This is a genomic window from Acidihalobacter aeolianus (genome assembly GCF_001753165.1).
In the GTDB taxonomy this organism is placed as follows: Bacteria; Pseudomonadota; Gammaproteobacteria; order DSM-5130; family Acidihalobacteraceae; genus Acidihalobacter; species Acidihalobacter aeolianus.
Map to the genome: position 1 here is coordinate 147,648 of NZ_CP017448.1, position 22,129 is coordinate 169,776.

General features: G+C 64.9%; 24 protein-coding genes. 20 read left to right on the forward strand and 4 right to left on the reverse strand.

The window, feature by feature from the left end:
• The first annotated feature begins 764 nt into the window (after nt 1-764).
• From BJI67_RS00715 to BJI67_RS00745, 8 genes are all read left to right on the forward strand, one after another.
• Nucleotides 765-1,223: an ATP-binding cassette domain-containing protein gene (locus BJI67_RS00715; protein ID WP_070071377.1), complete on the forward strand. Its 459-nt coding sequence runs from the start codon at nt 765-767 to the stop codon at nt 1,221-1,223.
• A gap of 293 nt (nt 1,224-1,516) precedes the next feature.
• Nucleotides 1,517-1,741, forward strand: a complete 225-nt coding sequence (locus BJI67_RS00720; RefSeq protein WP_065089523.1) for a hypothetical protein — start codon at nt 1,517-1,519, stop codon at nt 1,739-1,741.
• A 241-nt stretch (nt 1,742-1,982) separates the two neighbouring features.
• On the forward strand, nt 1,983-2,396 hold the full coding sequence (locus BJI67_RS17175; RefSeq protein ID WP_156781972.1) for a hypothetical protein: 414 nt from the start codon (nt 1,983-1,985) through the stop codon (nt 2,394-2,396).
• 1,002 nt (nt 2,397-3,398) lie between these two features.
• The gene (locus BJI67_RS00725) at nt 3,399-4,664 is read left to right on the forward strand and encodes an RNA polymerase sigma factor (protein WP_070071379.1); all 1,266 of its coding nucleotides are present in this window, start codon (nt 3,399-3,401) and stop codon (nt 4,662-4,664) included.
• A 116-nt stretch (nt 4,665-4,780) separates the two neighbouring features.
• Nucleotides 4,781-5,272: a VOC family protein gene (locus tag BJI67_RS00730; protein ID WP_070071380.1), complete on the forward strand. Its 492-nt coding sequence runs from the start codon at nt 4,781-4,783 to the stop codon at nt 5,270-5,272.
• 45 nt (nt 5,273-5,317) lie between these two features.
• The gene (locus BJI67_RS00735; RefSeq protein ID WP_070071381.1) at nt 5,318-5,740 is read left to right on the forward strand and encodes a YciI family protein; all 423 of its coding nucleotides are present in this window, start codon (nt 5,318-5,320) and stop codon (nt 5,738-5,740) included.
• A 40-nt stretch (nt 5,741-5,780) separates the two neighbouring features.
• Nucleotides 5,781-6,263, forward strand: a complete 483-nt coding sequence (locus BJI67_RS00740) for a VOC family protein (protein ID WP_070071382.1) — start codon at nt 5,781-5,783, stop codon at nt 6,261-6,263.
• Between the two features lie 23 nt (nt 6,264-6,286).
• Nucleotides 6,287-6,649, forward strand: a complete 363-nt coding sequence (locus BJI67_RS00745; RefSeq protein WP_070071383.1) for a YciI family protein — start codon at nt 6,287-6,289, stop codon at nt 6,647-6,649.
• Between the two features lie 251 nt (nt 6,650-6,900).
• Here the strand turns inward: BJI67_RS00745 and BJI67_RS00750 are convergent, their stop codons facing one another.
• Nucleotides 6,901-7,917: a class 1 fructose-bisphosphatase gene (locus BJI67_RS00750; RefSeq protein WP_070071384.1), complete on the reverse strand. Its 1,017-nt coding sequence runs from the start codon at nt 7,915-7,917 to the stop codon at nt 6,901-6,903.
• Nucleotides 7,918-8,075: 158 nt separating this feature from the next.
• On the opposite strand from BJI67_RS00750, the gene BJI67_RS00755 reads away from it, so the two are divergent.
• Both BJI67_RS00755 and BJI67_RS00760 read left to right on the forward strand, forming a co-directional pair.
• Complete coding sequence (locus BJI67_RS00755) at nt 8,076-9,335, forward strand: 6-phosphofructokinase (protein WP_156782186.1); 1,260 nt, start codon at nt 8,076-8,078, stop codon at nt 9,333-9,335.
• An 18-nt stretch (nt 9,336-9,353) separates the two neighbouring features.
• On the forward strand, nt 9,354-10,226 hold the full coding sequence (locus BJI67_RS00760; protein ID WP_070071386.1) for an NAD(P)-dependent oxidoreductase: 873 nt from the start codon (nt 9,354-9,356) through the stop codon (nt 10,224-10,226).
• On the opposite strand, the gene BJI67_RS00765 is transcribed toward BJI67_RS00760, so the two are convergent.
• The gene (locus tag BJI67_RS00765; RefSeq protein WP_070071387.1) at nt 10,223-10,684 is read right to left on the reverse strand and encodes a GNAT family N-acetyltransferase; all 462 of its coding nucleotides are present in this window, start codon (nt 10,682-10,684) and stop codon (nt 10,223-10,225) included. The genes BJI67_RS00760 and BJI67_RS00765 overlap by 4 nt on opposite strands.
• A gap of 214 nt (nt 10,685-10,898) precedes the next feature.
• Between BJI67_RS00765 and BJI67_RS00770 the strand changes: the two genes are divergently transcribed.
• From BJI67_RS00770 to BJI67_RS00790, 5 genes are read left to right on the forward strand one after another with little or no spacing between them, the layout of a single operon-like run.
• A complete protein-coding gene (locus tag BJI67_RS00770; RefSeq protein WP_070071388.1) occupies nt 10,899-11,237 on the forward strand; it encodes a rhodanese-like domain-containing protein in 339 nt (112 codons plus the stop codon).
• A gap of 49 nt (nt 11,238-11,286) precedes the next feature.
• A complete protein-coding gene (grxD, locus tag BJI67_RS00775; RefSeq protein WP_070071389.1) occupies nt 11,287-11,601 on the forward strand; it encodes a Grx4 family monothiol glutaredoxin in 315 nt (104 codons plus the stop codon).
• Nucleotides 11,602-11,610: 9 nt separating this feature from the next.
• The gene (locus BJI67_RS00780; protein WP_070071390.1) at nt 11,611-11,877 is read left to right on the forward strand and encodes a BolA/IbaG family iron-sulfur metabolism protein; all 267 of its coding nucleotides are present in this window, start codon (nt 11,611-11,613) and stop codon (nt 11,875-11,877) included.
• A 10-nt stretch (nt 11,878-11,887) separates the two neighbouring features.
• Complete coding sequence (locus tag BJI67_RS00785; RefSeq protein ID WP_070071391.1) at nt 11,888-12,637, forward strand: dinitrogenase iron-molybdenum cofactor biosynthesis protein; 750 nt, start codon at nt 11,888-11,890, stop codon at nt 12,635-12,637.
• Between the two features lie 36 nt (nt 12,638-12,673).
• Nucleotides 12,674-12,892: a Nif11-like leader peptide family natural product precursor gene (locus BJI67_RS00790; protein WP_070071392.1), complete on the forward strand. Its 219-nt coding sequence runs from the start codon at nt 12,674-12,676 to the stop codon at nt 12,890-12,892.
• A gap of 52 nt (nt 12,893-12,944) precedes the next feature.
• On the opposite strand, the gene hemH is transcribed toward BJI67_RS00790, so the two are convergent.
• Both hemH and BJI67_RS00800 read right to left on the reverse strand, forming a co-directional pair.
• A complete protein-coding gene (gene hemH / locus BJI67_RS00795) occupies nt 12,945-14,054 on the reverse strand; it encodes a ferrochelatase (RefSeq protein WP_070073861.1) in 1,110 nt (369 codons plus the stop codon).
• A 75-nt stretch (nt 14,055-14,129) separates the two neighbouring features.
• Nucleotides 14,130-14,735, reverse strand: a complete 606-nt coding sequence (locus BJI67_RS00800) for an HNH endonuclease (RefSeq protein WP_231940878.1) — start codon at nt 14,733-14,735, stop codon at nt 14,130-14,132.
• A gap of 135 nt (nt 14,736-14,870) precedes the next feature.
• Between BJI67_RS00800 and BJI67_RS00805 the strand changes: the two genes are divergently transcribed.
• The 5 genes from BJI67_RS00805 (at nt 14,871) to argS (ending at nt 22,129) form a co-directional block, all read left to right on the forward strand.
• Nucleotides 14,871-16,010: an NAD(P) transhydrogenase subunit alpha gene (locus BJI67_RS00805; RefSeq protein WP_070071393.1), complete on the forward strand. Its 1,140-nt coding sequence runs from the start codon at nt 14,871-14,873 to the stop codon at nt 16,008-16,010.
• Nucleotides 16,007-16,303, forward strand: a complete 297-nt coding sequence (locus BJI67_RS00810; RefSeq protein WP_070071394.1) for an NAD(P) transhydrogenase subunit alpha — start codon at nt 16,007-16,009, stop codon at nt 16,301-16,303. The genes BJI67_RS00805 and BJI67_RS00810 overlap by 4 nt, the downstream gene beginning before the upstream one ends.
• Complete coding sequence (locus BJI67_RS00815; protein WP_070071395.1) at nt 16,300-17,685, forward strand: NAD(P)(+) transhydrogenase (Re/Si-specific) subunit beta; 1,386 nt, start codon at nt 16,300-16,302, stop codon at nt 17,683-17,685. Before BJI67_RS00810 ends, BJI67_RS00815 begins: the two co-directional genes overlap by 4 nt.
• 390 nt (nt 17,686-18,075) lie before the next feature.
• The gene (locus tag BJI67_RS00820; protein ID WP_070071396.1) at nt 18,076-20,295 is read left to right on the forward strand and encodes a primosomal protein N'; all 2,220 of its coding nucleotides are present in this window, start codon (nt 18,076-18,078) and stop codon (nt 20,293-20,295) included.
• Nucleotides 20,296-20,368: 73 nt separating this feature from the next.
• Nucleotides 20,369-22,129 carry an arginine--tRNA ligase gene (gene argS / locus BJI67_RS00825; RefSeq protein WP_070071397.1) on the forward strand — a complete coding sequence of 587 codons (1,761 nt, stop codon included), beginning with the start codon at nt 20,369-20,371 and terminating at the stop codon, nt 22,127-22,129.

The following is a 22,129-nucleotide window of genomic DNA, read 5'->3' on the forward strand; positions in this document are numbered from 1 at the left end:
ACTAAGAATAACAAGTTTGAGCGCAAGGCAACGCTGAACGTTTGGCACAACATGGCCGCCCACGTTGTCAATAAATCCAGCCTTTGATCTCCCTGATATGGAGAGATCATGGCTGATCTATTTTGGCCAAAATAGCCTTAATCATATTACATATTCCAGTAGTTTATTAATTCGTGCCGTTGATGTGATTTGTAGTTCTCGTATATTCATTCCTGATGACTCTGATCCTGATTTCGGGCGTGAATCAGTTTTTCTGCTTTTCGATTGACATAGCGACGTGCCCGGCCCGATTTGTTCGACGCATCTTTGCGCCTCACCCCTCCGGGGCTTACGCGATTGTTGTTCACGACGATTTTTTCTTTATTCGCGTAAAGAAATGGACGAAAGAAACGCGCCCGAAACGTCTTGTCCCTTCGGGCAGACCTCGCCCGCACGCGTCGCCGAGGGGCACAGCAGGCATTAGCCGTCCGGGCGAAGCTGCTCGGGCGGCGTCCTGCCGCCCGACCCCACGTCGGCGCGCACGGACGTGGCAAGGCGTAACGGGAAATAAAAAGCATAGGCGTAGCCGTTCGCGTCAGCCCCGTAGGGGTAAGGCGCAGGGATACGCCGTACAAAGTCACTTGCACGCCCGCACCGAAACTAGTCAAGAACGCCATTGCTCAAGGCGTGTGAAATAGACCCGCTGCTTCCTACTAACTGCGCGGGAAGCGCTTACGGCGTGTGAAACTATCGAGCTATTACCGCTCCCCCTGGTCAGCTCCGTCATGCAGGCCGATACACTGTTTGCAGGCGCGCTTGCCGACAACATCGCTTTGGCCAATCCAGAGGCGAGCCTCGACGACATCGTCGCCGCCAGTCGTGCGGCCGCCGTGCACGACGAGATCGCCGCACTGCCCATGGGCTATCAGAGCTTGGTTGGCGATATGGGCTCCGTGCTCTCGGGCGGGCAGCAGCAGCGCGTGCTGTTGGCGCGTGCGCTCCTGGCAAAGCCCCGCGTATTGGTGCTCGACGAGGCGACCAGTCATCTCGACAGCCTGCGCGAGCGCCAAGTGAACGACAACCTTCGTGCGCTGGGTATAACCCGCGTGGTGATCGCACACCGCTGGGAAAGCATCGTGCAGTGCGACCGCATCATGCGTCTGAGTGGCGGGCGCCTGGAAGAGGTTTCACGCCAAGTGCTCGAAGGGAGTCTGCTGCGTCAGTCCGATGCGGAGCCTGTCTGAGTTGGGAAGTAAAAGGTGGGGAGGCGTCCAGTCAGAACGGATCTGTATCCCCTAAAGTTAGCAAGCTCTTACTGGCGCATGCCCATCCCACGACAAAACGGTTAATGCGCATATCAAATTTGTAATTTTAATTACTTATACATGAAACAAATTGCATGGATTAGGATCAATCAGTACTAATAACTAGTTCGTCAGCCAATAAATAGCGAATCTCGGCATTGAAAGTTCTTGCATTAAGCGAGAAGCTCGCGGGAAGCGTTCCCGTGATTGTGAGACCAGCGAGGGATGGAATCATGCGTGAATTGACTTTGGGCGAAATGCAGTTCGTAAGCGGTGGGAGCAGCAATACAAGAAATCAGAACGGTGTTAACTTGGGTGACGTAGCTTTAGGCGCGGGATATTTCGCCCTTGGTGCAGTCGAGTCCTATATGGCCGTGGATACCTTCGGTTTGACACTACCTGGTGCGGGCGCAGCTTTCGCCCACAGCTATGCGGCATTCCAAGCCGCTGATCTTTAAAAGCCCCCCCCCCCCCCAGCCTAAAGCTGGGGGGGGGCTGATTTATTCGATTCAGCTAAATGCGTCCCAATGATAACCATCATGCTGCATTATTGGAACGTAGTTTCCAGATTTGATCAGCGATTCAATTGTCTATTTTAGTCTTCATGACTGAGGGTCTATGTTAGTCACGTTTTTCAAGGTAATTCTATTGGAATTTTTTAATTATATGACTATAACAAACTTATTTATGAGGTGATTCTTGGAAAAGGGCGTTCAGTTTTTTTGCCTGATATTGGTCGTGTTTATAACACTATTGTTTTCTGGCTATGTGACATTTTTTCAGGGAGATGGGCCAGGAAAAACCGCGTGGTTAGCTGCTGTATTTTTCTATCTGTGGACTATCGTTAACTTATTCGGTGTTAGATACAATAGCGAAGAGAAAAGAGGTTTTGTGTATCTCATTTATGGTTTGTCGGTATTTAATTTATATATTTATATATGGCCGGCCTTTGGCGTCAATATAGGGATATGGAATTTGGCGGTGGTGCCCCCGTTCTATGGTTTTATAGTATTTGTATTTTATAAGTTCTTTAAAAGAAAATGGGATGAATTGGCAGCATCATTGAATTATGTGTACTGGTGGTTAAAAAATTTAATTAGAAAAATGTCTTGAATTGTGATATTTGGATATAGCTATTTTTATTGATATTAGAGATAAAAAATAGGCCCCATGGAGTTGATTTAAGGATCGAGTTCATAAAGATAAGAGCGCTGACTATGTTTGCGTTTCCAGTTTCTTTCTATTTTTTGCATGATATATAAGGGTGTGATTTTGTTGGTCGCGTTTTATATTTCGAGATTATAGTAACCGGAATTCAAGCGTGGCTTGGAAGATTTTTAAAAATTCTTGGTTTTGATTTAATTTATTTCACCGCTGTTTATTGTTTGCATGCTGTCTCCCCGCTGCGCCCAAGACAACCGTCGCTAGCCGGCGCGCGGTAATGTCTGGTTTTTTGCCTTACCCATGTAGCAATGACCAATGCCCGGGAAAGGGTTGTCTTGAATAATGCGCCCAATGATGTTCGGTAAGATGCGCACTTTTCCATCATTCGTATTCCTGGCACTTATCTTGAGTGGTATCAGCATCGCTCAGGCAGATTCAGGGGGGGGGCCTACGGCTATAGTGCCGATCCATGGGATACGCAGGCTCTGGTGCCCGAACAAGGTCGTTACAACGCCAACCGTGCTGACCTATCAGTGGCGCCGTCAGCTACTCCCCCAATTCCAGGAATGATCGCCCGGCCGCGCTCGTTGCCGGCCTTAACAGCCTGGGCATTGCAGCACAAGCCACAGACAGCCGCGGCCTGGGCATCACTGCGCGCCGACGCTTCCCACTAACTGCGCGGGAAGCGCTTAAGGCGTGTGAAACCATTCCGCCAACTCCGCTTTTGTTTGATTCGGCAGCGAATGAACACCAGCAACGAGTATTGCGTAAATTGCTCAAGGGCGAGGTGCAGGGATGCGCCGAGTAATGATATTCGCCTGTCCGCACCGAAACTACACAAACTTTCGACCTAATGGACCGCGACAATGAATAATTGCTGCGTCTACTTTTACGATAAACGTCTGCAAAGCACATTGAAAGATTCTGGATGCACGAACCGGGGCGTCATCGATGACCAGAAAAGAGACGACGCCGCTTTCGCGGCATGTGGATGGGATTTACCGCACTGAATCTCGTCGTGTGTTCGCTACCCTGGTTCGTTTGCTCGACGGCGATTTCGATCTCGCCGAAGAGGCCCTGCACGATGCTTTTCGGGCCGCGCTGGAGCAATGGCCGCGCGAGGGCTTGCCGGATAGTCCGCGCGCATGGCTCGTGTCCGTCGGTCGCTTCAAGGCCATCGACCGCAGACGACGCGCCGCGCGTTTTGCAGCGTTGGATGAGATGCCGGAGCCTGGCTGCGACGATGCCGATGATCCTGCAGTGCTGGCCGACGACGACATCGGCGACGATCGCCTCCGCCTGATCTTCACCTGCTGCCACCCGGCGCTGTCGCCCGAGGCCCAGGTGGCGTTGACCCTGCGTGAGGTCTGCGGGTTGACGACGGAGGAGATCGCCCGTGCCTTCCTGAGCGCTCCGGCGACGGTCGCGCAGCGTATCGTGCGCGCCAAGACGAAGATTCGCAATGCAGGCATACCTTACGAAGTGCCTTCGCAGGTAAATCTGCCGGAACGGCTCGATAGCGTGCTGCGCGTGATCTATCTGGTGTTCAACGAGGGCTACGCGGCCTCCGGCGGCAATGCGCTGACCCGGCACGAGTTGTCGGACGAAGCGATCCGTCTGGCGCGGCTGCTGGCAAGTCTGCTGCCGGAAGCCGAAATCCTGGGTCTTCTGGCCTTGATGCTGCTGCACGAATCCCGCCGCTCGGCGCGCACCACGCCAGACGGCGACCTGATCCTGCTGGAGGACCAGGACCGGTCGCGCTGGGACGCGGCATTGATCGCGGAGGGGCAGGCGCTGGTCGACGCCGTCTGGTCAACGCGGCGTGTCGGCCCGTATTCGCTACAGGCCGCCATCGCGGCGGTGCACGGCGGTGCTTCGGAAGCGGCGGCGACCGATTGGGCTCGCATCGTGAGTCTCTACGACCTGCTTGAACGTCTGGAACCGTCGCCCGTGGTGGCGCTCAATCGCGCGGTCGCCGTGGCGATGCACGATGGCCCCGCAGCGGGGCTTGCCTTGATCGACGCCCTGCTGCAGCGCGGCGAGTTGACGGACTACCACCTGACGCATGCGGCGCGGGCCGATCTCAATCGTCGCCTGGGGCAAGTCGAACAGGCCTGTGCGGCCTACGAACAGGCACTCGCGCTCGCGAAACAGGCTCCGGAACGCCTTTTTCTCGAACGGCGGTTGGCGGAGCTGCACGCCGCCGCATCGGACTGAGTGGCGGCCGGTTCTTCACGGTCCCTGCGCCTCGCAAAATTTTTTTCGTGCGGTTGTCGATTCGGACGGCGCCCGTTCGACTACAAGTTGTACACGCCCTCTCCGGAGACCCCTTCATGCCGCACATCACGCCATGCCTATGGTTCGACGACCAGGCCGAGGAGGCCGCACAGTTCTACGTTTCGATCTTCGAAGATGCCCGAATCGGTGCCGTCAGCCATTACGCCGAAGCCGGGCAGGACATACACGGCAAGCCTCCGGGTTCGGTCATGACGGTGTCCTTCGAACTGGCCGGACAGCCGTTTCTCGCCCTCAACGGCGGCCCGGCGTTTCGCTTCAATCAGGCCGTCTCGTTCCAGGTCGTCTGCGAATCGCAGCAGGAGATCGATACCTACTGGGAAAAACTCTCGGCCGGTGGCGACGACGCGGCGCAGCAGTGCGGCTGGCTCAAGGATCGCTTCGGCCTGTCCTGGCAGGTTGTGCCGGCCGAATTGAGCGATTTGCTCGGCGGCCCCGAGCCGGCGCGTGCGCAGCGCGTCATGGCGGCGCTGTTGCTGATGAAGAAGCTCGATCTCGACGCCCTGCGGCAAGCCCACGCGGGCGGATAGCGGGCGCCGCCACGCAACCACACCGATAAACAGAGGAGAACGACCATGCGCTTCATGATCATCGTCAAAGCCACGCAGGATTCCGAGGACGGCGCCATGCCGAGCGAGGCGCTCATCGCCAAAATGACGGCCTACCACGAGGAACTGGCTCAGGCCGGGGTGCTGGTCGATGCATCCGGTCTGCAGCCGAGCAGCCGGGGTTGGCGCATCCGCTATGAGGGGGAAAAGCGCAGCTTCGTCGACGGCCCCTTCACCGAAACCAAGGAGTTGATCGCCGGTTATACGCTCATCGAGGTGGCCTCCCGCGAGGAGGCCGTGACCTGGACCCGGCGCTTCCCCAACCCGGCGATCGACGGCGGCGAGGGCGAGATCGAGGTGCGGCCGGTGTTCGATCTGGACGACTTCGAGCCCAGCGAGTCGGTCGAGCGGTTCCGCAGCCTGGCGGAAGAATTCAGGGCAAGCCGCTAAACGCGGGCTGCCGCCACCAGACGTAGGAGGAGAAAGCAACATGCAAGCTGCTCAGATCAATCCCATCCCGAACGGTATGCACACGGTTACGCCACACCTGGTATGCGCCGGCGCGGCGGATGCCATCGCATTCTACGTACGCGCGTTCGACGCCAAGGAAATGGGCCGGTTGGCGGGCCCGCAAGGCAAGCTCATGCACGCCTACCTGAAAATCGGCGACTCGGCCGTGTTCCTGGTCGACGAATTTCCGGAATGGGGCTCGCTCGGCCCCAAGGCGCTCAAGGGCACGCCGGTGACGATCCACCTCTACGTGGCGGACGTCGATGCGTTCGTCGCACGTGCCGTCGACGCCGGCGCCAAGCTCGCCATGCCTGTGGAGGACATGTTCTGGGGCGATCGCTACGGTGTGCTGGAGGATCCCTTCGGACACAGATGGTCGGTCGCCAGTCACGTGCGCGACGTGAGCCCGGAGGAGATCGAGCAGGCGATGCGGGACATGGCCGCCCGGACGCCGACGCCCTGAGCCGCGACGCGGAGGACTGCGCGATGAAATACCTGTGTCTGGTCTACCTGGACGAGGCCCGCCTGGCGGAACTGCCGGACGAGGACTGCGTCGCCTACGATGCGTTGATCCGGGAAGGCGGCTACTGCATCGCCTCGGAAGCGCTCGAACCCGTGCAAACCGCCACCAGCGTGCGTGTACGCGACGGCAAACTGTCCGTCACCGATGGTCCGTTCGCCGAGACCAAGGAGCAGCTCGCGGGGTTTTACATGATCGAGGCGCGTGATCTCAACGAGGCCATCCGCATTGCCGCCGGAATACCGCCCGCCAGAGTGGGCACGATCGAGGTGCGCCCCATTCGGCCCATCCGCGAGACGGTCGGCCAGCGATTTTCCGGCAGCGCATGATTGACGCAGACGGGCCCGAGTGGATGTCGATCGCGGAGGAAAAGCGGGTAGTTCGCGATTCGTACCGCATTGCGCACTGAGCGCTTGGAAGCGGTCATCCGCTTGCGGTCGTCGTTCGAGCCGGCTGCGAATTTCGCCGTAATCTCCAGCGGCCCCGATCAGCGAGGCGATGCCACACCGCAAACAAAAACGCCGGGCGCGAGGCCCGGCGTTCGATGTTGCGTTGCCGGCAGTCGCCGGCCGGCGAAGGCTCAGCCTTCGCTGTGATATCCGACCACGCGCTCGACTTCGTTCTTGGAGCCGAGGATGACCGGCACGCGCTGGTGCAGGTCGTTGGGCTGGAGGTCGAGGATGCGCACGCGGCCGGTGGAGCTCATGCCGCCGGCCTGCTCAACGATGAAGCTCATCGGGTTGGCTTCGTACATCAGGCGCAGCTTGCCGCCCTGGCCCTTGGACTTGAGCTTTTCGTCGATGGGGTACATGAAGATGCCGCCGCGGGTGAGGATGCGGTGCACTTCGGCGACCATGGAGGCGACCCAGCGCATGTTGAAGTCGCGGCCGCGGGGGCCGGTCTTGCCCTGCACGCATTCGTCGATGTAGCGGCGGACCGGCGGCTCCCAGTGGCGGTAGTTCGACATGTTGATGGCGAACTCGCCGGTGTCGGCCGGGATGGTCATGTTGCGGTGGGTGAGGATGAACTCGCCGATGTCCTTGTCCAGGGTGAAGCCGTTCACGCCCTGGCCGGTGGTCAGCACCATCATGGTGGACGGCCCGTAGAGCGCGTAGCCGGCGCAGACCTGGGTGGTGCCCGGCTGCAGGAAGTCGGCGGCGGTGGGCTTGTCCACGCCCTCGGGTGCGCGCAGGATCGAGAAGATGGTGCCGACGGAGACGTTCACGTCCATGTTGGAGGAGCCGTCCAGCGGATCGAACACCAGCAGGTACTTGCCGCGCGGGTAGCCTTCCGGGATCGGGTAGATGTCGTCCATCTCTTCGGAGCCCATGGCGGCGAGGTGGCCGGCCCACTCGTTGGACTTGAGCATCACGTCGTTGGAGATGATGTCCATCTTCTTCTGCGTTTCGCCCTGCACGTTCTCCGACTCGGCGCTGCCGAGCACGCCGATCAGCTCGCCCTTGTCGACGCCGTTGGAGATGACCTTGCAGGCGGTTACGATATCGTTGAGCAGTCCGGTGAAGTTGCCGGTCGCGGCGTTGGACTTGCGCTGCTCCTCGATGATGAATTGGGTGATGGTGGTGAGGTTCTGTAACATGAAGGTTGCCCCGTCGGATGGAAATCTGGCCCCACGGCCAGTGGGGCAAACGCCAGAATGATAACAGAAATGCCCGCCGGACCCCTCCGCCGGGTAGACGTTGGGCGGGGCGCGGCGTTTAATGCGCCCGGAGCGAGATGCCACGACAGGGAGTGCCGTTGACCGCAAATCTGCTGTACGCGCAATCGGGCGGGATGACCGCGGTGATCAATGCGTCCGCCAGCGGTGTGATCGAGGCGGCGCGGGCCCGTCCCGACTGCTTCGGCAAGGTGTTCGCGGCCCGCGACGGCATCGTCGGCGCGCTGACCGAGCAGCTATACGATCTGGACACGGAGAGCGCGGAGGTCATCGCCGCGCTGCGCCACCTGCCCGGCGGCGCCTTCGGTTCGTGCCGCTACGATCTGCAGGACATCGCCACCCACCGCCATCAGTACGAGCGCCTGATCGAGGTCTTCGCGGCGCACGACATCGGTTACTTCCTCTACAACGGCGGCGGCGGTTCGATGCTCACTGCTGAGCGCCTGTTGCGCGTGGGCGAGGATCTCGGCTATCCGCTCAAGGTCATGGGCGTTCCCAAGACCATCGACAACGATCTGGCCGACTCCGACACCAGCCCCGGCTTTGGCTCGGCGGCGAAGTACGTGGCGGTGTCGGCGCGCGAGGCGGCGCACGACGTGGCCTCGATGGCCGGCAGCTCGACCAAGGTGTTCGTGCTGGAGGTAATGGGGCGGCATGCCGGCTGGCTGGCGGCTGCCGGCGGCCTGGCCGAGCGCACGCCGGGCGAGCTGCCGCTGCTGCTGCTGTTCGCCGAACGCGCCTTCGACGAGGCGACCTTCCTGGCCGCGGTGCGCGCCCGCGTCGAGTCGCGCGGCTATTGCGTCATCGTCGCCAGCGAGGGGCTCAAGGACGCCGCGGGGCAGTTCCTGTCGATCGGCGCGGACAGCCCGGTATACGACTGGATCCAGCTCGGCGGGGTCGCCGCGGGGCTGGCCGACCGGGTCAAGCGCGCGCTGGGCTACCGCACGCACTGGGCGGTGGCCGACTACCTGCAGCGCTCGGCGCGGCACATCGCCTCGCGTACCGACCTGGAACAGGCCTATGCCTGCGGCCGCGCGGCCGTGGAGCTGCTCGCCGGGGACGTGCACGGGCGCATGGTCACGCTGCGCCGCCTGAGCGACGCGCCCTATCGCTGGGAGACGGATTCGGTGCCGCTGGCCACGGTCGCGAACGTCGAATGCACGGTCCCCGACGCCTTCATCGACGCGGAAGGCTTCGGCCTCACCGAGGCCGCCCACCGCCACCTGCGCCCGCTGATCGAGGGCGAGGACTACCCGCCGTTTCGCGACGGCATCCCCGACTATCCCGTGCTGCGCCTCGAACTCGCGCCGCGGCGCCTGCCGGACTTCACGCTGGACTGAACGCCCAAGGAACACGACATGCAACTCGCCCTGCTCGGCACCGGACTGATGGGCGCGCCGCTGGCGCGCCGGCTCGCACAATGCGGCCACAGTGTGCGCGTGTGGAACCGTACGCACGCGCGCGCCGCGGAGATCGCCGGCGGCGGGATCGAGGCGTGCACTGACCCGCCCGAGGCGCTCGCCGGGGCGGAGGCGGCGCTGACGACGCTGAGCGACGCCGGCGCGATCGACGCGGTGCTCGCCGTTCCCGGCGTGCTGCCTGCGCTGGCCGGTAAGGTGCTGGTGCAGATGGGCACCATCGCGCCGCAGGAAAGCCGCGCGCTCGCGGCGCGGCTGGCGGACGCCGGCGTCGGCTATCTGGAGGCGCCGGTGCTCGGCAGCCGCCCCGAGGCGGTCAAGGGCACGCTGCTGGTGATGGCGGGCGGCGACGAGGCGAGCTTCGCGCGCTGCCTGCCCTGGCTGCGCGACTGCGGTCCCGAGCCGGTGCTGGTCGGCCCGGTGGGCCAGGCGGCGGCGCTCAAGCTGGCGCTGAACCAGCTCATCGCCGCGCTGACCAGCGGTTTCGCGCTGAGCCTCGGGTTGGTGCGCCGCGAGGGCGTGCCGGTGGAGACCTTCATGGGCATCCTGCGCGACAGCGCGCTGTATGCGCCGACCTTCGACAAGAAGCTCGACCGCATGCTGTCCGGCGACTACGCCGGGCCGAACTTTCCGCTCAAGCACCTGCTCAAGGACGTGCGCCTGTGCCGCGAGGCGGCCGAGGCCGACGGCCTGGATACCGGCGTGCTGGCGGCCATCGCCCAACTGCTCGAGGCCGGCGTCGCGCAGGGTCGCGCCGAGGCCGACTATTCGGCGCTGGCGGCGACGGTGGACCCGCCTGCGGACCGCGCCTAGGCGCCCGCCAGGGCGAGGTGGTAGACGTAGAACTGCGTGTCGCGCTGCCAGCCGAGGGACGCGTAAAGCGTCTGCGCCGCCGTGTTGTCCAGCGCTGTCGAAAGGGTCAGGCGCGCTGCGCCCAGCCTGCGCGCATAGGCCTCGGCGGCCCTGAGCAGACCGGAGGCCACGCCGCGTCGACGGCGATCCGGTGCGACGAAGAGGTCGTTGAGCAGGAAGGTGCGCGCCAGCCCGACGGATGAAAACCCCGGATAGATCTGAGCGAAGCCCGCAGGCTCGCCGTCGACCTCGGCCAGGAAGACGGTCGATTCGCCATGCTCGAAACGCGCCAGCAGAAAGGCGCGTGCCGCTTCGAGGTCGCCCGGGCGGCCGTAGAACTGCCGGTAGGCGTCGAACAGCGGAGCGAGGGCGTCGAGGTTCTCAAGGGTGGCCTGTCTGAGCCGGGTCGTGCCTGCCATGCCTGATTCTCCCACCTGCGCTTGCCTGAAACCCATCATACCCGGGCCCCGTCCGGCTTGTCGGCCTTGGTGGATTTTGTCGCGTTTGCGACAAAGGTCTGGGCGGGGTTTATAAGATAAATAAATAATAAAAACAATAACCTGTAATTTTTTTGCAGGCTGGTACGAAGGTTGCTCTGAGCCCTCTGTGAACACTTAAAGCGAGGACTCACGCATGAGCTACCATGACATCGATGCGGCAGAGGTACACGATCTGCTGCGCAGGGACGATCTCGTCGTGATCGACGTGCGCGACGTCCACGCCCAGAGCCGCGGTCAGCTGCCCAACGCCATGCCGCCCAGCGACGAGGTCATCAACGCGCTGATCCGACGCCGGCATCAGCCCCTCGCGGTGCTGGTCTACTGCTACCACGGCCACAGCAGCCGCGACCTTTGTTCTTTCCTCACTCGCATCGGACTGCAGCAGGTCTACAACCTCACCGGCGGTTGGGCCGCCTGGGAGCGGCATCAGTCCATCTACGCCACAGAACCCGCCGAGGCACTGCCGGCGTAATCAGAACGCCGAGCGACCGCTCAATACCACCCTTGCCGAGACATCGCCCATGAAAACGACCGACGTGATTCGCCAGCAGCTTCAGGAACACCCCGTAATCCTCTACATGAAGGGCACGCCCGAGGCGCCGCGCTGCGGTTTTTCCGCCAAGGCGGCCGCCGTGATGCAGTCCACCGGGGTCGATTTCGCCTACGTCGACGTGCTGTCCTCGCCGCTGATCATGCAGGCTCTGCCCGAGGTTTCGGATTTCCCGACCTTCCCGCAGCTCTTCATCAAGGGCGAGATCATCGGCGGCAGCGACATCATGGAGGCGATGCTGGCCAGCGGCGAGCTCGTGCCCATGCTGAACGAAGCCGCTTCCTGAGGCCCGGCCATGCTGCATAGCGAGATCGTCGAGCGCGTGCGCGCGCTCTACCCGGACGCCGCGATCGAGGTCGCGGGCGAGGATTGCAGCTTCGAGATGCTGGTCGTCAGCGAGGCCTTTGCCGGCACCCGCCTGCTCGCGCGGCAGAAGTCGATCCTGGCCCTGTTCAAGGACGACATCCAGTCCGGCGCCCTGCATGCCCTGTCGGTGACGGCGCGCACGCCGGCCGAGCAGTCCGCCGCATCCGGCGCCGGTCTGGTCCGGCTCACTTCCTGAGGAATTAGCGATGAGCGTTGCCAATATCGACCGCGAAACCGCGCTGCGCATTGCGCTGGCGGCGCGCAGTCTGCCGGATACCGACCTGTCCACGCTGATCGACGTGCTCAACGAGCGTCTGGGTACGCCGCTCGATCTGGAGAAGCTTTCGCGCATCACCGTCACCGACCTCAAGGCCGGCATCGGCAGTCTGGACGGCGAAGAGGACAGCGAAAACACCGGCGGCATGGACCGCAGCGGTCTGGAGCCGATCAAGCTCGCCGTACGCATCCTATGGGGCGAGACCAGCGAGGACGACAACCTGCCGAAGCCGGTGCCCTATGCCGACGGCGACATGCCGGGCTCGATCCGCGTGGCCATCGCCTCCAACAGCGGCGCCAACCTGGACGGGCATTTCTGTTCCTGCCTGCGCTTCCTGGTCTATCAGCTGTCGAGCGACGAGATGCGCCTGATCGACATCCGCCCCACGCTGGAGGCCGATTACTCGGACGACAAGAACCTGTTCCGCGTCAACCTGATCCGCGACTGCCAGGTGCTCTACATCGTGTCCGTCGGCGGGCCCGCGGCGGCGAAGATCGTGCGCGCGGACATCCATCCCATGAAGAAGATCGAGGGCGGTCTGGCCGAGGACGTGCTCGCCGATCTGCAGCAGGTGATCAAGAACTCACCGCCGCCCTGGCTCGCCAAGATACTCGGCATTTCGCGCGAAAAGCGGTTCCGTTACTACACGGGCGCCGAGGAAGCCGAAGCTCAGGACTGATTATAAAGATCCATCCACACCCGCAAGAGGAAAACCATGTCGATTCAGGCTATCGCCGCCTTTTCCGCCAAGGCCCGTACGGACGCCGATCTCGGTGCCCAGCTCAAGGCCTGCCAGAAGCTCAAGGAGATGTTCGCGCTCGCCCGCGAGCACGGTTTCGAGTTCGACGAGGACACGCTGTATCCGCCGAACGAGCCGCAGTTCACGGCCGATCAGCTCTCCGAGCGTCTGGCCAAGGCCCTGCTGCGCGCCTGAGGCGCGGGCCCGCGCTGCGGCAGTCTCCGCCGCAGCGCCCATCCGATGTCTGTCAGCTTTCTGCGCCCAGCGCCAGCGCGCGTTGGCGCGCAGCTTCCTCGTGCGCCGAAACCTGCTGCCCGTTCCAGTCCGGATCGGTCTCCGGCCAGCCGGCCGCATGGCGCAGCGCCAGGGCGGTCAGCGCATCCAGGTGTTCCGGCTGCTCGTTGAGCGCGGGTATGTAGGCATAGTGCTGCCCGCCCGCGGCGACGAACAGCTCGCGGTTCTGCATCGCGATCTCCTCCAGCGTCTCCAGACAGTCCGCGGCGAAACCGGGGCAGAACACGTCCACGCTGCGCCGTCCCTCGCCGGGCCAGCCCTTGAGCAGGCCGTCGACATAGGGTTTGAGCCATTCCTCGCGGCCGAAGCGCGACTGGAAGCCGAGCGTCCAGGCTTCGTCGTCGAGTTCCAGGGCCTCGGCGAGCAGGCGTGCGGTCATCTGGCAGTGGCAGTGATACGGGTCGCCGGCGATCAGGTAGCGTCTGGGCACGCCGTGAAAGGAAAACAGCAGGTGTTCGCCGCGCCCGTGCTCGGCCCAGTGTGCGCGGATGCGCGCGGCCATGGCGGCGATGTAGGCGGGGTCGTCGTGGTAGTGATTGACGAAGCGTAGCTCCGGCACCCAGCGCCAGCGGCGCAGTACCTCGGCGACGGCGTCGAAGGTCGAGCCGGTGGTCGAGCCCGAGTATTGCGGGTAGAGCGGCAGCACCAGCAGGCGCTCGGCGCCGGCCTCGCGCAGCTCGCGCAGCCCGGCCTCGATCGACGGCGTGCCGTAGCGCATCGCCAGGGCGACCGTCACCGGTCCCGTGCAGGTGGCCGCGAGCCGCTGTTGCAAGCCGGCGGCCTGGGCGCGGCTATGCACCAGCAGGGGCGAGCCCTCGGCGGTCCACACCTTGGCGTAGGCGTGCGCCGAGCGCTTGGGACGGATGTTGAGGATCACCCCGTTGAGGATCAGCCACCAGGGCAGGCGCGGGAATTCAACTACGCGCGGGTCCCACAGGAATTCGCGCAGGTAACGGCGCAGGGCGGGCGGCGTCGGCGCGTCGGGCGTGCCGAGATTGGTCAGCAGTACCCCGAGGCGGGCCGGGCGGCCGTGTTCGTAATGGCTTTCGCTTTCGTAACGCATGGCGGTGATCCGCAGGGACGAACGCCGCATTGTGGTGCATCGCGGCGGCTTTTCCAAGCCCGCCGGCGGCGACGCTCAGCTCAGGCGCTGGTGCAGCGGGCTGCTGCGCGGGAAGTGCGCGCGCAGGAAGGCCATCTGGTCGGCCAGTACGCGCTTGCCCTGCAGGTAGACGTATTCGGCGTGCGTCGGGATGAAGGGCACGGCGAGCAGCTGCATCCCGGCCTCTTCGGGCGTGCGCGCCGCCTTGTGGTGGTTGCAGCGCTTGCACGCGGCGACCACGTTGTTCCAGTGGTCGGCGCCGCCCTGGCTGAGCGGACGGACGTGATCGCGCGACAGGTCGCGTGCGGAGAAGCGGTTGCCGCAGTACAGACAGAGAAAACCGTCGCGTCGGAACAGGGCATTGTTGTTGAGCGGCGGGGTGTAGCGCTGGCCGGGGCGTCGGCCAGCGCCGACGGTGGCGACGATGGAATGCACCGCCACCTCGCTGCGCCGTCCGGTGAGGCTGTTGACGCCTCCGTGCAGGGTGTAGAGCAGGCTGCCGCAGGTGTAAGCAACCTGGCCGGCGTGGTACAGGCGTACCGCGTCCTGATAGTCGATCCACTCGAGCGGCATACCCGCCGCATCGGTGCGAAGTACCCTCTGGTCCAGATCCATGCCCACCACGGTCTCCTTGAATTCCATGTAGGCGGTGCGCGCATTAAGACACGGTCCGCGGCGACATGCAAATGCCGCACCTCGATGCCTACGGGCCGCGGTTATCGGCTACCATCCAGGTAGTAGCGATGGGGCCTGCGCCCCGGCCACGAGGGATGCGCGATGCCGATCAAGCTGGCCGTACCCAGGGAAAGCGCCGCCGGAGAGCGCCGCGTGGCGCTCGATCCGGCCACCGCTAAGCGCCTGTGCGAACTCGGCGCCGAGGTGTTGGTGCAGCGCGCCGCCGGCGCCCGCGCGCATTTCACCGATGCGGCCTACCGCGAGGCCGGTGCGCGGATCGTCCCGTCCGCAGCCGCGCTGCTCAGGCAGGCCGACGCGCTGCTCAAGGTGCAGGCGCCGAGCGTCAAGGAGGCCGAAGGCCTGCGCGAGGGTGCGCTGGTAGTGGCCACGGTGATGGCGCAGCGCAACGTCGAGGCGGTGGCGCGGATGCGCGACCGCGGCATCACCTGTTTCGCGATGGAACTGATTCCGCGCATCTCGCGCGCGCAGTCGATGGACGTGCTGTCCTCGCAGGCGGCCGTGGCCGGCTACAAGGCCGCGATCATGGGCGCCGATCTCTCCTGCCGTTTCTTCCCCATGCTGACCACCGCCGCAGGCACCATCCGTCCGGCGAGCGTGCTGGTGATCGGCGCCGGCGTGGCCGGCCTGCAGGCCATCGCCACCGCACGGCGGCTGGGCGCCGTGGTGCTGGGCTACGACGTGCGTTCGGCCACTCGCGAGCAGGTCGAGTCCCTCGGCGCCCGTTTCGTGCAGCTGTCGGTCACCGCCGAGGGCGAGGGCGGCTACGCGCGCGAACTGACGGATGAGGAAAAGGCGCAGCAGGCGGACGAGCTGGCCGCGCACATCGCTCGTACGGACGTGCTCATCACCACCGCGGCGGTGCCGGGACTGCCCGCGCCGAAGATCGTCAGCCCGGCGATGGTCGAGGGCATGAAACCGGGCGCGGTGATCGTCGATCTGGCCGCCGACGGTGGCGGCAACTGTGCGCTGACCGAGCCCGGCAGGACGGTGACGTACGGCGCCGTCACCATCCACGGCCCGCTGAACGTGCCCAGCCAGGTGCCGCTGCGCGCCAGCGAGATGTACGCGCGGAACCTGTTCAACTTCCTGCAGCCGATGCTGACCGGCGACGCGCTCAGGCCCGATTTCGAGGACGCGGTGATCGCCGGCAGCCTGCTCACGCGGGACGGGGCGATCGTGCACGAACCCAGCCGCGCGCTGGTGGAGGGAGCATCGCCATGATCGAGGGATTCGTCGCGCTGTATATCTTCATGCTGGCTGCAATCGCCGGCTACGAGGTGATCTCCAAGGTCCCGGTGATCCTGCACACGCCGCTGATGTCGGGCTCGAATTTCGTCCACGGTATCGTCCTGGTCGGCGCCATGGTCGCCCTGGGGCAGGCGCAGACGGGTCTGGAGCAGCTCGTCGGCTTCGTCGGCGTGGTGCTGGCCGCAGGCAACGTGGTCGGGGGCTTCGTGGTCACCGAACGCATGCTCGACATGTTCAAGGCGAGCGGCCGCGGAGACCGGCGATGAACTTCGTGATCCAGGTTGCGTACTTCGCCGCGGCCCTCCTGTTCATTCTCGGCCTCAGGCAGATGAGCTCGCCGGCCACCGCGCGGCGCGGCATCCTGTGGGCCGGCGTCGGCATGCTGGCGGCGGTGCTGGTCACCTTCTTCGCGCCGGACGTCCGCGGGGTGGGCAATTACCTGCTGATGTTCCTCGGCATCGGCCTCGGCGGCGGGCTGGCCTGGTGGTTCGGCCGGCGGGTGGCGATGACCGACATGCCGCAGATGATCGCGCTGTACAACGGCATGGGCGGCGGCGCCGCAGCCGCGATCGCGGCGGTCGAGCTGGTGCGCGGCGCGCCGATGTCGTCAGCCACCCAGGTGCTGGCGGCCGTGGGCGCGCTGATCGGCGCGGTGGCCTTTGCCGGTTCGCTGGTCGCCTTCGCCAAGCTGCAGCGCCTGCTGAAGAGCTCGCTCCGCTTCCCCCGCCAGCGCGAGACCAATCTCGCCGTGCTGGCCTTTGCCGCGTTGCTCGGCCTGCTCGTCGCCTTTACCTCGGGCGGACATTCCGGCGGCATGCTGTTCCTGTTCTTAGCCGCGGCTTTCGTCTTCGGCGTGCTGATGGCATTGCCGATCGGTGGGGCCGACATGCCGGTAGTGATCTCGCTGTTCAATGCGCTGACCGGTCTTGCCGTGGGCCTTGAAGGGTTCGTGCTGGGCAACCCCGCGATGATGATCGCGGGCATCGTGGTCGGCGCGGCCGGCACGCTCCTGACCCAGCTGATGGCCAAGGCGATGAACCGTCCGCTGGGCAACGTGCTGTTTGCCCAGTTCGGCGGCGACGACGCCACTGTCGCCGCGGAAGGCGGTCCGGGTGGGCACCTCAAGCCGATCGAGGGTAGCGATGCCGGCGTCCTGCTGGCGTATGCGAACAAGCTGATCGTGGTCCCGGGCTACGGCATGGCCGTGGCCCAGGCCCAGCACAAGCTATGGGAGCTGTGCGAACTGCTGATCGAGCGCGGGGTGACGGTCAAGTTCGCAATCCATCCGGTAGCCGGGCGCATGCCGGGACACATGAACGTGCTGCTCGCCGAGGCGGGGGTGCCCTATGACCTGATCCATGATCTGGACGAGATCAACGGCGAGTTCGCGACCGCGGACGCCGCCCTCGTGATCGGCGCGAACGACGTGGTCAACCCAGCCGCGCGCAGCAATCCGGACAGCCCGATCTACGGCATGCCGATCCTCAATGTGGACAAGGCGAAGCACGTCATCGTGATCAAGCGCGGTCAGGGCACCGGCTTTTCGGGGGTGGAGAATGCCCTCTTCGCCGCGGACAATACACGCATGTTTTACGGCGACGGGCAGAAGGCGATGGCCGAGCTCATCCAGTCCGTCAAAATGCTGTAACAGTTCGCCGCTCGTCGGGGCTACGCCGCATGACGCAGAACGCACCCGGCCGATTTTCCAAGCGAATCATTCAGCTAAAACACATCCAGAACCTTCCTTGGGAAGGTATTTTATGCACATATGCCTGAGTGCCAGAATTGGTCATATAAATCGGAGAGGCAAATCCATAAGAACACGCGAATGGATTCTAAGATTTTGTTTTTAAAATAAAAATTTTCTTGTTCAAGAATTGAACAGATTAATGAAAGTGTAGCAATGACGCGGGACGGCCGCTTATTTCATCCGATAATCCACAAAGTTATCCACAGGAATTGTGGATATCGTCAAATTGTTCGTGGGAACTGTAACTTAGGTGTCAATGTGATAAAGCACTTTAAAATGGCGGTCTAAGTGACAAGTCCCTCACCTCGCATCATCCGGGTTGCCGTTCCCCTGCCTTTGCGCGAAGCCCTGGATTATTTGCCGCCCTCGGGCAAAGCTGCGTCCGCGGTTTCGCCGGGTGTCCGTGTCCTCGTCCGCGTCGGCCAACGCCGTCTGGTCGGGCTCGTCGTCGAATCGGGCGTGTCGTCCGTCATCGCGCCAGGGCGACTGCGCCCGGTGCAGTCCCTGCTGGACGAGGCGCCGCTGGTCGATGCCCAGACCCTGGGCCTCATTCGCTTCGCGGCCGATTACTACCATCATCCCATCGGCGAGGTGGTGATGAACGCCCTGCCCGGCCTGCTGCGCGAGGGCGCGCCGGTCGACGCCGCCGGCGAGACCGCGTGGCGCGCGGCACCGGGGGCCGATCCCGCCGCGCCGGGTCTGGCGCGGGCGATGCGTCAGCGCGAACTGCTCGGTTATCTGCTCGAACTTGGCGCGGATCGGGCGCACGCGGCCGAGGCGCTCGCCGCCTTTCCCGGCGACTGGCGTCCGCTGATGCGCGCACTGGAGGAAAAGGGGCTGGTCGTGCGCGAGCAGCGTCCCTGCCTCGCGCCCTCCCCCGGCGGCGGCGAGCGTCATGTGCTCAATCCGGCGCAGGTCGAGGCCGTCGACGGCATCTGGCCGCAAGGGCCGGCGCCCGGCTTCGGCGTACATCTGCTCGAGGGCGTGACCGGCAGCGGCAAGACCGAGGTCTACCTGAGCCTGATCGAGCGCGCGCTCGCCGCCGGGCGGCAGGCCCTGGTGCTGGTGCCGGAGATTGGCCTCACCCCGCAGCTCCTGGCCCGTTTCCGCAGTCGCTTCGCGGTGCCCATCGCCGCACTCCACTCCGGGCTGGGCGACGGCGAGCGCCGCTGCGCCTGGCTGACGGCCGCGCGCGGCGCGGCGCCCATCGTGATCGGCACCCGTTCGGCGGTGTTCACGCCGTTGCCGCATCTCGGGCTCGTGGTCGTCGACGAGGAGCACGACGCTTCGTTCAAGCAGCAGGAGAACTTGCGCTACCACGCACGCGACCTGGCCATCTGGCGAGCGCGGCAGCAGGGCGCGCGGGTGGTACTGGGCAGCGCCACGCCGGCGCTGGAGACCCTGCACCATGCCCGCGAGGGACGCTATGCGCACCACCACATGCTGGCGCGCGCGGGCGCCGCGAGGCCGCCTACGCTGCGTCTGCTGGACGTGCGTCACAAGCGTCTGGATTCGGGGCTCTCCGCACAGCTACTGGCGGCGGTGGGCGAGCGGCTGGCGGCCGGCGGGCAGGTGCTGCTGTTCCTCAACCGTCGCGGTTTCGCGCCGGTGCTCATCTGCCAGGGCTGCGGCTGGGTGGCGCGCTGTCCGCGCTGCGACACGCCGATGACCTACCACGCACAGGCGCGGCGCCTGCGCTGCCATCATTGCGACCGCGAGACTCGGTTGCCCGAGGCCTGTCCCGAGTGCGGTCAGGTTGATCCGATGCCGCTGGGGCAGGGCACCGAACGTCTGGAAACGGTGCTGGCCGCCCGTTTCCCGGACGCCGGCGTGCTGCGTATCGACCGCGACACCACCCGCCGCCGCGGCGCGCTGGCGGAACGCCTGGAGGCGGTGCACAGCGGCGAGTACCCGCTGCTCGTCGGCACCCAGATGCTGACCAAGGGACACCACTTCCCCAGCGTCACCCTGGTCGGCGTGATCGACGCGGATCAGGGGCTCTACAGCGTCGACTACCGTGCGCACGAGCGGCTGGCGCAGCTGTTGGTGCAGGTGGCCGGCCGCGCCGGGCGTGCGGAACAGCCGGGCGAGGTGCTGATCCAGACCGGGCAGCCGGAGCACCCGTTGCTGATCACCTTGCTGCGCGACGGCTATCCGGCCGCGGCCGACGCGATCCTGGCCGAGCGCAGGGCGGCCGGCATGCCGCCGTTCGCCCATCTCGCCCTGCTGCGTGCCGAGGCGCCCGGCGAGGCCGCGCCGATGGCCTTTCTCGCCGCCGCCGCTGCGGCGCTGCGTCCGCGCGCCGCGCGCACGGTCGATCTGCTCGGGCCGGTGCCGGCGCCGATGCCGCGCCGTGCCGGGCGCCATCGAGCGCAGTTGCTGCTGCGCGCGCGCAGTCGTGCGCCGCTGCATCGATTGCTGAGCGAGGGGCTGCCGCTGCTCGACGCGCTGCCCGAGGCGCGCCGCGTGCGCTGGTCGTTGGACGTCGACCCGGTCGATCTCTACTGACGCCCCTTCCTTCTCGCGCAGGAGGGAAACACGTAGAATGGCCCGCTTTGGAATCCCCCCGGAAAACCCCGCCGTGAAAGCCGAAATCCAAGCCCTGTTGCAATCCGCCCTCGACGCCCTGGTGGCCGACGGCGAGCTGCCTGCCGATGCCGCCGTCTCCGTGCCCGTGAGCCGCACGCGCGACGAGTCGCACGGCGACTTCGCCACCTCCGTGGCCATGCAGCTCGCCAAGCCCGCGCGACGCAAGCCGCGCGCGATCGCCGAGGCGCTGGTCGCGCGTCTGCCGCAGGACCCACGCGTGGAGGCGGTGGAGATCGCGGGTCCCGGTTTCGTCAATGTGCGCCTGAGCCGTGCCGCGCGCCTGGGCGTGATCGAGACCGTCCTTGAGCAGGGCCCGGATTATGGGCGCAGCGCGTTGGGTGCCGGGCGCCGTGTGCAGGTCGAGTTCGTGTCCGCCAACCCGACCGGACCGCTGCACGTGGGCCACGGGCGCGGCGCGGCCTACGGCGCCGCCGTGGCCAGTCTGCTCGCCGCGGCCGGCTTCGAGGTGCAGCGCGAGTACTACGTCAACGACGCCGGGCGGCAGATGAACATCCTCGCCGCCAGCGTGTGGCTGCGCTACCTGGAGCGCTGCGGCGCGCGCCTCGCCTTCCCGGTCAACGGCTACAAGGGCGAGTACGTACGCGAGATCGCCGAGGCGCTGTTCGCCGAGGAGGGCGACGCTTGGGCGGTCAGTTCCGACGAGGCCTTCGCCGACGTCCCGGCCGACGAGCCGGCGGGCGGCGACAAGGAGGAACACATCGACGGACTGATCGAGCGTGCGCGCACGCTGCTCGGCGACAACCGCTACCGTTACGTGTTCGAGCTGGGCCTCAACCGCATCCTCGACGACATCCGCGAGGACCTGCGCGAGTTCGGCGTCGAGTACGACGTGTGGTACTCCGAGCGCACGCTGGCAGACCGCGGCCTGGTGAATCAGGCGATCGAACGCCTGCGCGAGGCCGGCCATATCTACGAACAGGACGGCGCGCTGTGGTTCCGCTCCACCGAGTTCGGCGACGAGAAGGATCGCGTGGTGCAGCGAGACAACGGCCAGACCACCTACTTCGCCTCCGATATCGCCTATCACATGGACAAGCTCGACCGCGGCTTCGAGCGCGTGATCGACGTCTGGGGCGCCGACCACCACGGCTACGTGCCGCGGGTGAAGGCGGCGCTGCAGGCGATGGGCGAGGACCCCGCGCGCCTCGACGTGCTGCTGGTGCAGTTCGCCATCCTCTACCGCGGCGGCGAGCGCGTGCAGATGTCCACGCGTTCCGGGTCCTTCGTCACCCTGCGCGAGCTGCGCGAGGAGGTGGGCGAGGATGCGGCGCGCTTCTTCTACGTCATGCGCGCCGCTTCGCAGCATCTCGACTTCGACCTCGATCTCGCCAAGTCGCAGTCCTCGGACAACCCGGTGTACTACATCCAGTATGCGCACGCGCGCGTCGCCAGCGTGATGCGCCAGCTCGCCGAGAAGGGCCTTGCGCACGACCCGGCCCACGGCGCCGCCCAGGCCCACCGCCTGGAGAGCACGCAGGAATCGGCGCTGATCGGCCAGCTCGCACGCTTCCCCGAACTGATCGAGGACGCCGCGACCGCCGCCGAGCCGCATCAGATCGCGCACTTCCTGCGCGAGCTCGCACAGAACTTTCATGCCTGGTACAACGCCGAGCAGTTCCTGGTGGAGGACGCAGCCCTGCGCGACGCGCGTCTGAACCTGTGTCTCGCCGTGCAGCAGGTCATCCGCAACGGGCTCGGTCTGCTCGGGGTCTCGGCCCCGGAGGCGATGTAA

Excerpts from the sequence above, each read along its gene's own strand:
- BJI67_RS00715 (WP_070071377.1), top strand. The coding sequence starts at position 765 with ATGCAGGCCGATACACTGTTTGCAGGCGCGCTTGCCGACAACATCGCT.
- BJI67_RS00720 (WP_065089523.1), top strand. The coding sequence starts at position 1,517 with ATGCGTGAATTGACTTTGGGCGAAATGCAGTTCGTAAGCGGTGGGAGC.
- BJI67_RS00725 (WP_070071379.1), top strand. The coding sequence starts at position 3,399 with ATGACCAGAAAAGAGACGACGCCGCTTTCGCGGCATGTGGATGGGATT.
- BJI67_RS00730 (WP_070071380.1), top strand. The coding sequence starts at position 4,781 with ATGCCGCACATCACGCCATGCCTATGGTTCGACGACCAGGCCGAGGAG.
- BJI67_RS00735 (WP_070071381.1), top strand. The coding sequence starts at position 5,318 with ATGCGCTTCATGATCATCGTCAAAGCCACGCAGGATTCCGAGGACGGC.
- BJI67_RS00740 (WP_070071382.1), top strand. The coding sequence starts at position 5,781 with ATGCAAGCTGCTCAGATCAATCCCATCCCGAACGGTATGCACACGGTT.
- BJI67_RS00745 (WP_070071383.1), top strand. The coding sequence starts at position 6,287 with ATGAAATACCTGTGTCTGGTCTACCTGGACGAGGCCCGCCTGGCGGAA.
- BJI67_RS00750 (WP_070071384.1), bottom strand. The coding sequence starts at position 7,917 with ATGTTACAGAACCTCACCACCATCACCCAATTCATCATCGAGGAGCAG.
- BJI67_RS00760 (WP_070071386.1), top strand. The coding sequence starts at position 9,354 with ATGCAACTCGCCCTGCTCGGCACCGGACTGATGGGCGCGCCGCTGGCG.
- BJI67_RS00765 (WP_070071387.1), bottom strand. The coding sequence starts at position 10,684 with ATGGCAGGCACGACCCGGCTCAGACAGGCCACCCTTGAGAACCTCGAC.
- BJI67_RS00770 (WP_070071388.1), top strand. The coding sequence starts at position 10,899 with ATGAGCTACCATGACATCGATGCGGCAGAGGTACACGATCTGCTGCGC.
- grxD (WP_070071389.1), top strand. The coding sequence starts at position 11,287 with ATGAAAACGACCGACGTGATTCGCCAGCAGCTTCAGGAACACCCCGTA.
- BJI67_RS00780 (WP_070071390.1), top strand. The coding sequence starts at position 11,611 with ATGCTGCATAGCGAGATCGTCGAGCGCGTGCGCGCGCTCTACCCGGAC.
- BJI67_RS00785 (WP_070071391.1), top strand. The coding sequence starts at position 11,888 with ATGAGCGTTGCCAATATCGACCGCGAAACCGCGCTGCGCATTGCGCTG.
- BJI67_RS00790 (WP_070071392.1), top strand. The coding sequence starts at position 12,674 with ATGTCGATTCAGGCTATCGCCGCCTTTTCCGCCAAGGCCCGTACGGAC.
- hemH (WP_070073861.1), bottom strand. The coding sequence starts at position 14,054 with ATGCGTTACGAAAGCGAAAGCCATTACGAACACGGCCGCCCGGCCCGC.
- BJI67_RS00800 (WP_231940878.1), bottom strand. The coding sequence starts at position 14,735 with ATGGAATTCAAGGAGACCGTGGTGGGCATGGATCTGGACCAGAGGGTA.
- BJI67_RS00805 (WP_070071393.1), top strand. The coding sequence starts at position 14,871 with ATGCCGATCAAGCTGGCCGTACCCAGGGAAAGCGCCGCCGGAGAGCGC.
- BJI67_RS00810 (WP_070071394.1), top strand. The coding sequence starts at position 16,007 with ATGATCGAGGGATTCGTCGCGCTGTATATCTTCATGCTGGCTGCAATC.
- BJI67_RS00815 (WP_070071395.1), top strand. The coding sequence starts at position 16,300 with ATGAACTTCGTGATCCAGGTTGCGTACTTCGCCGCGGCCCTCCTGTTC.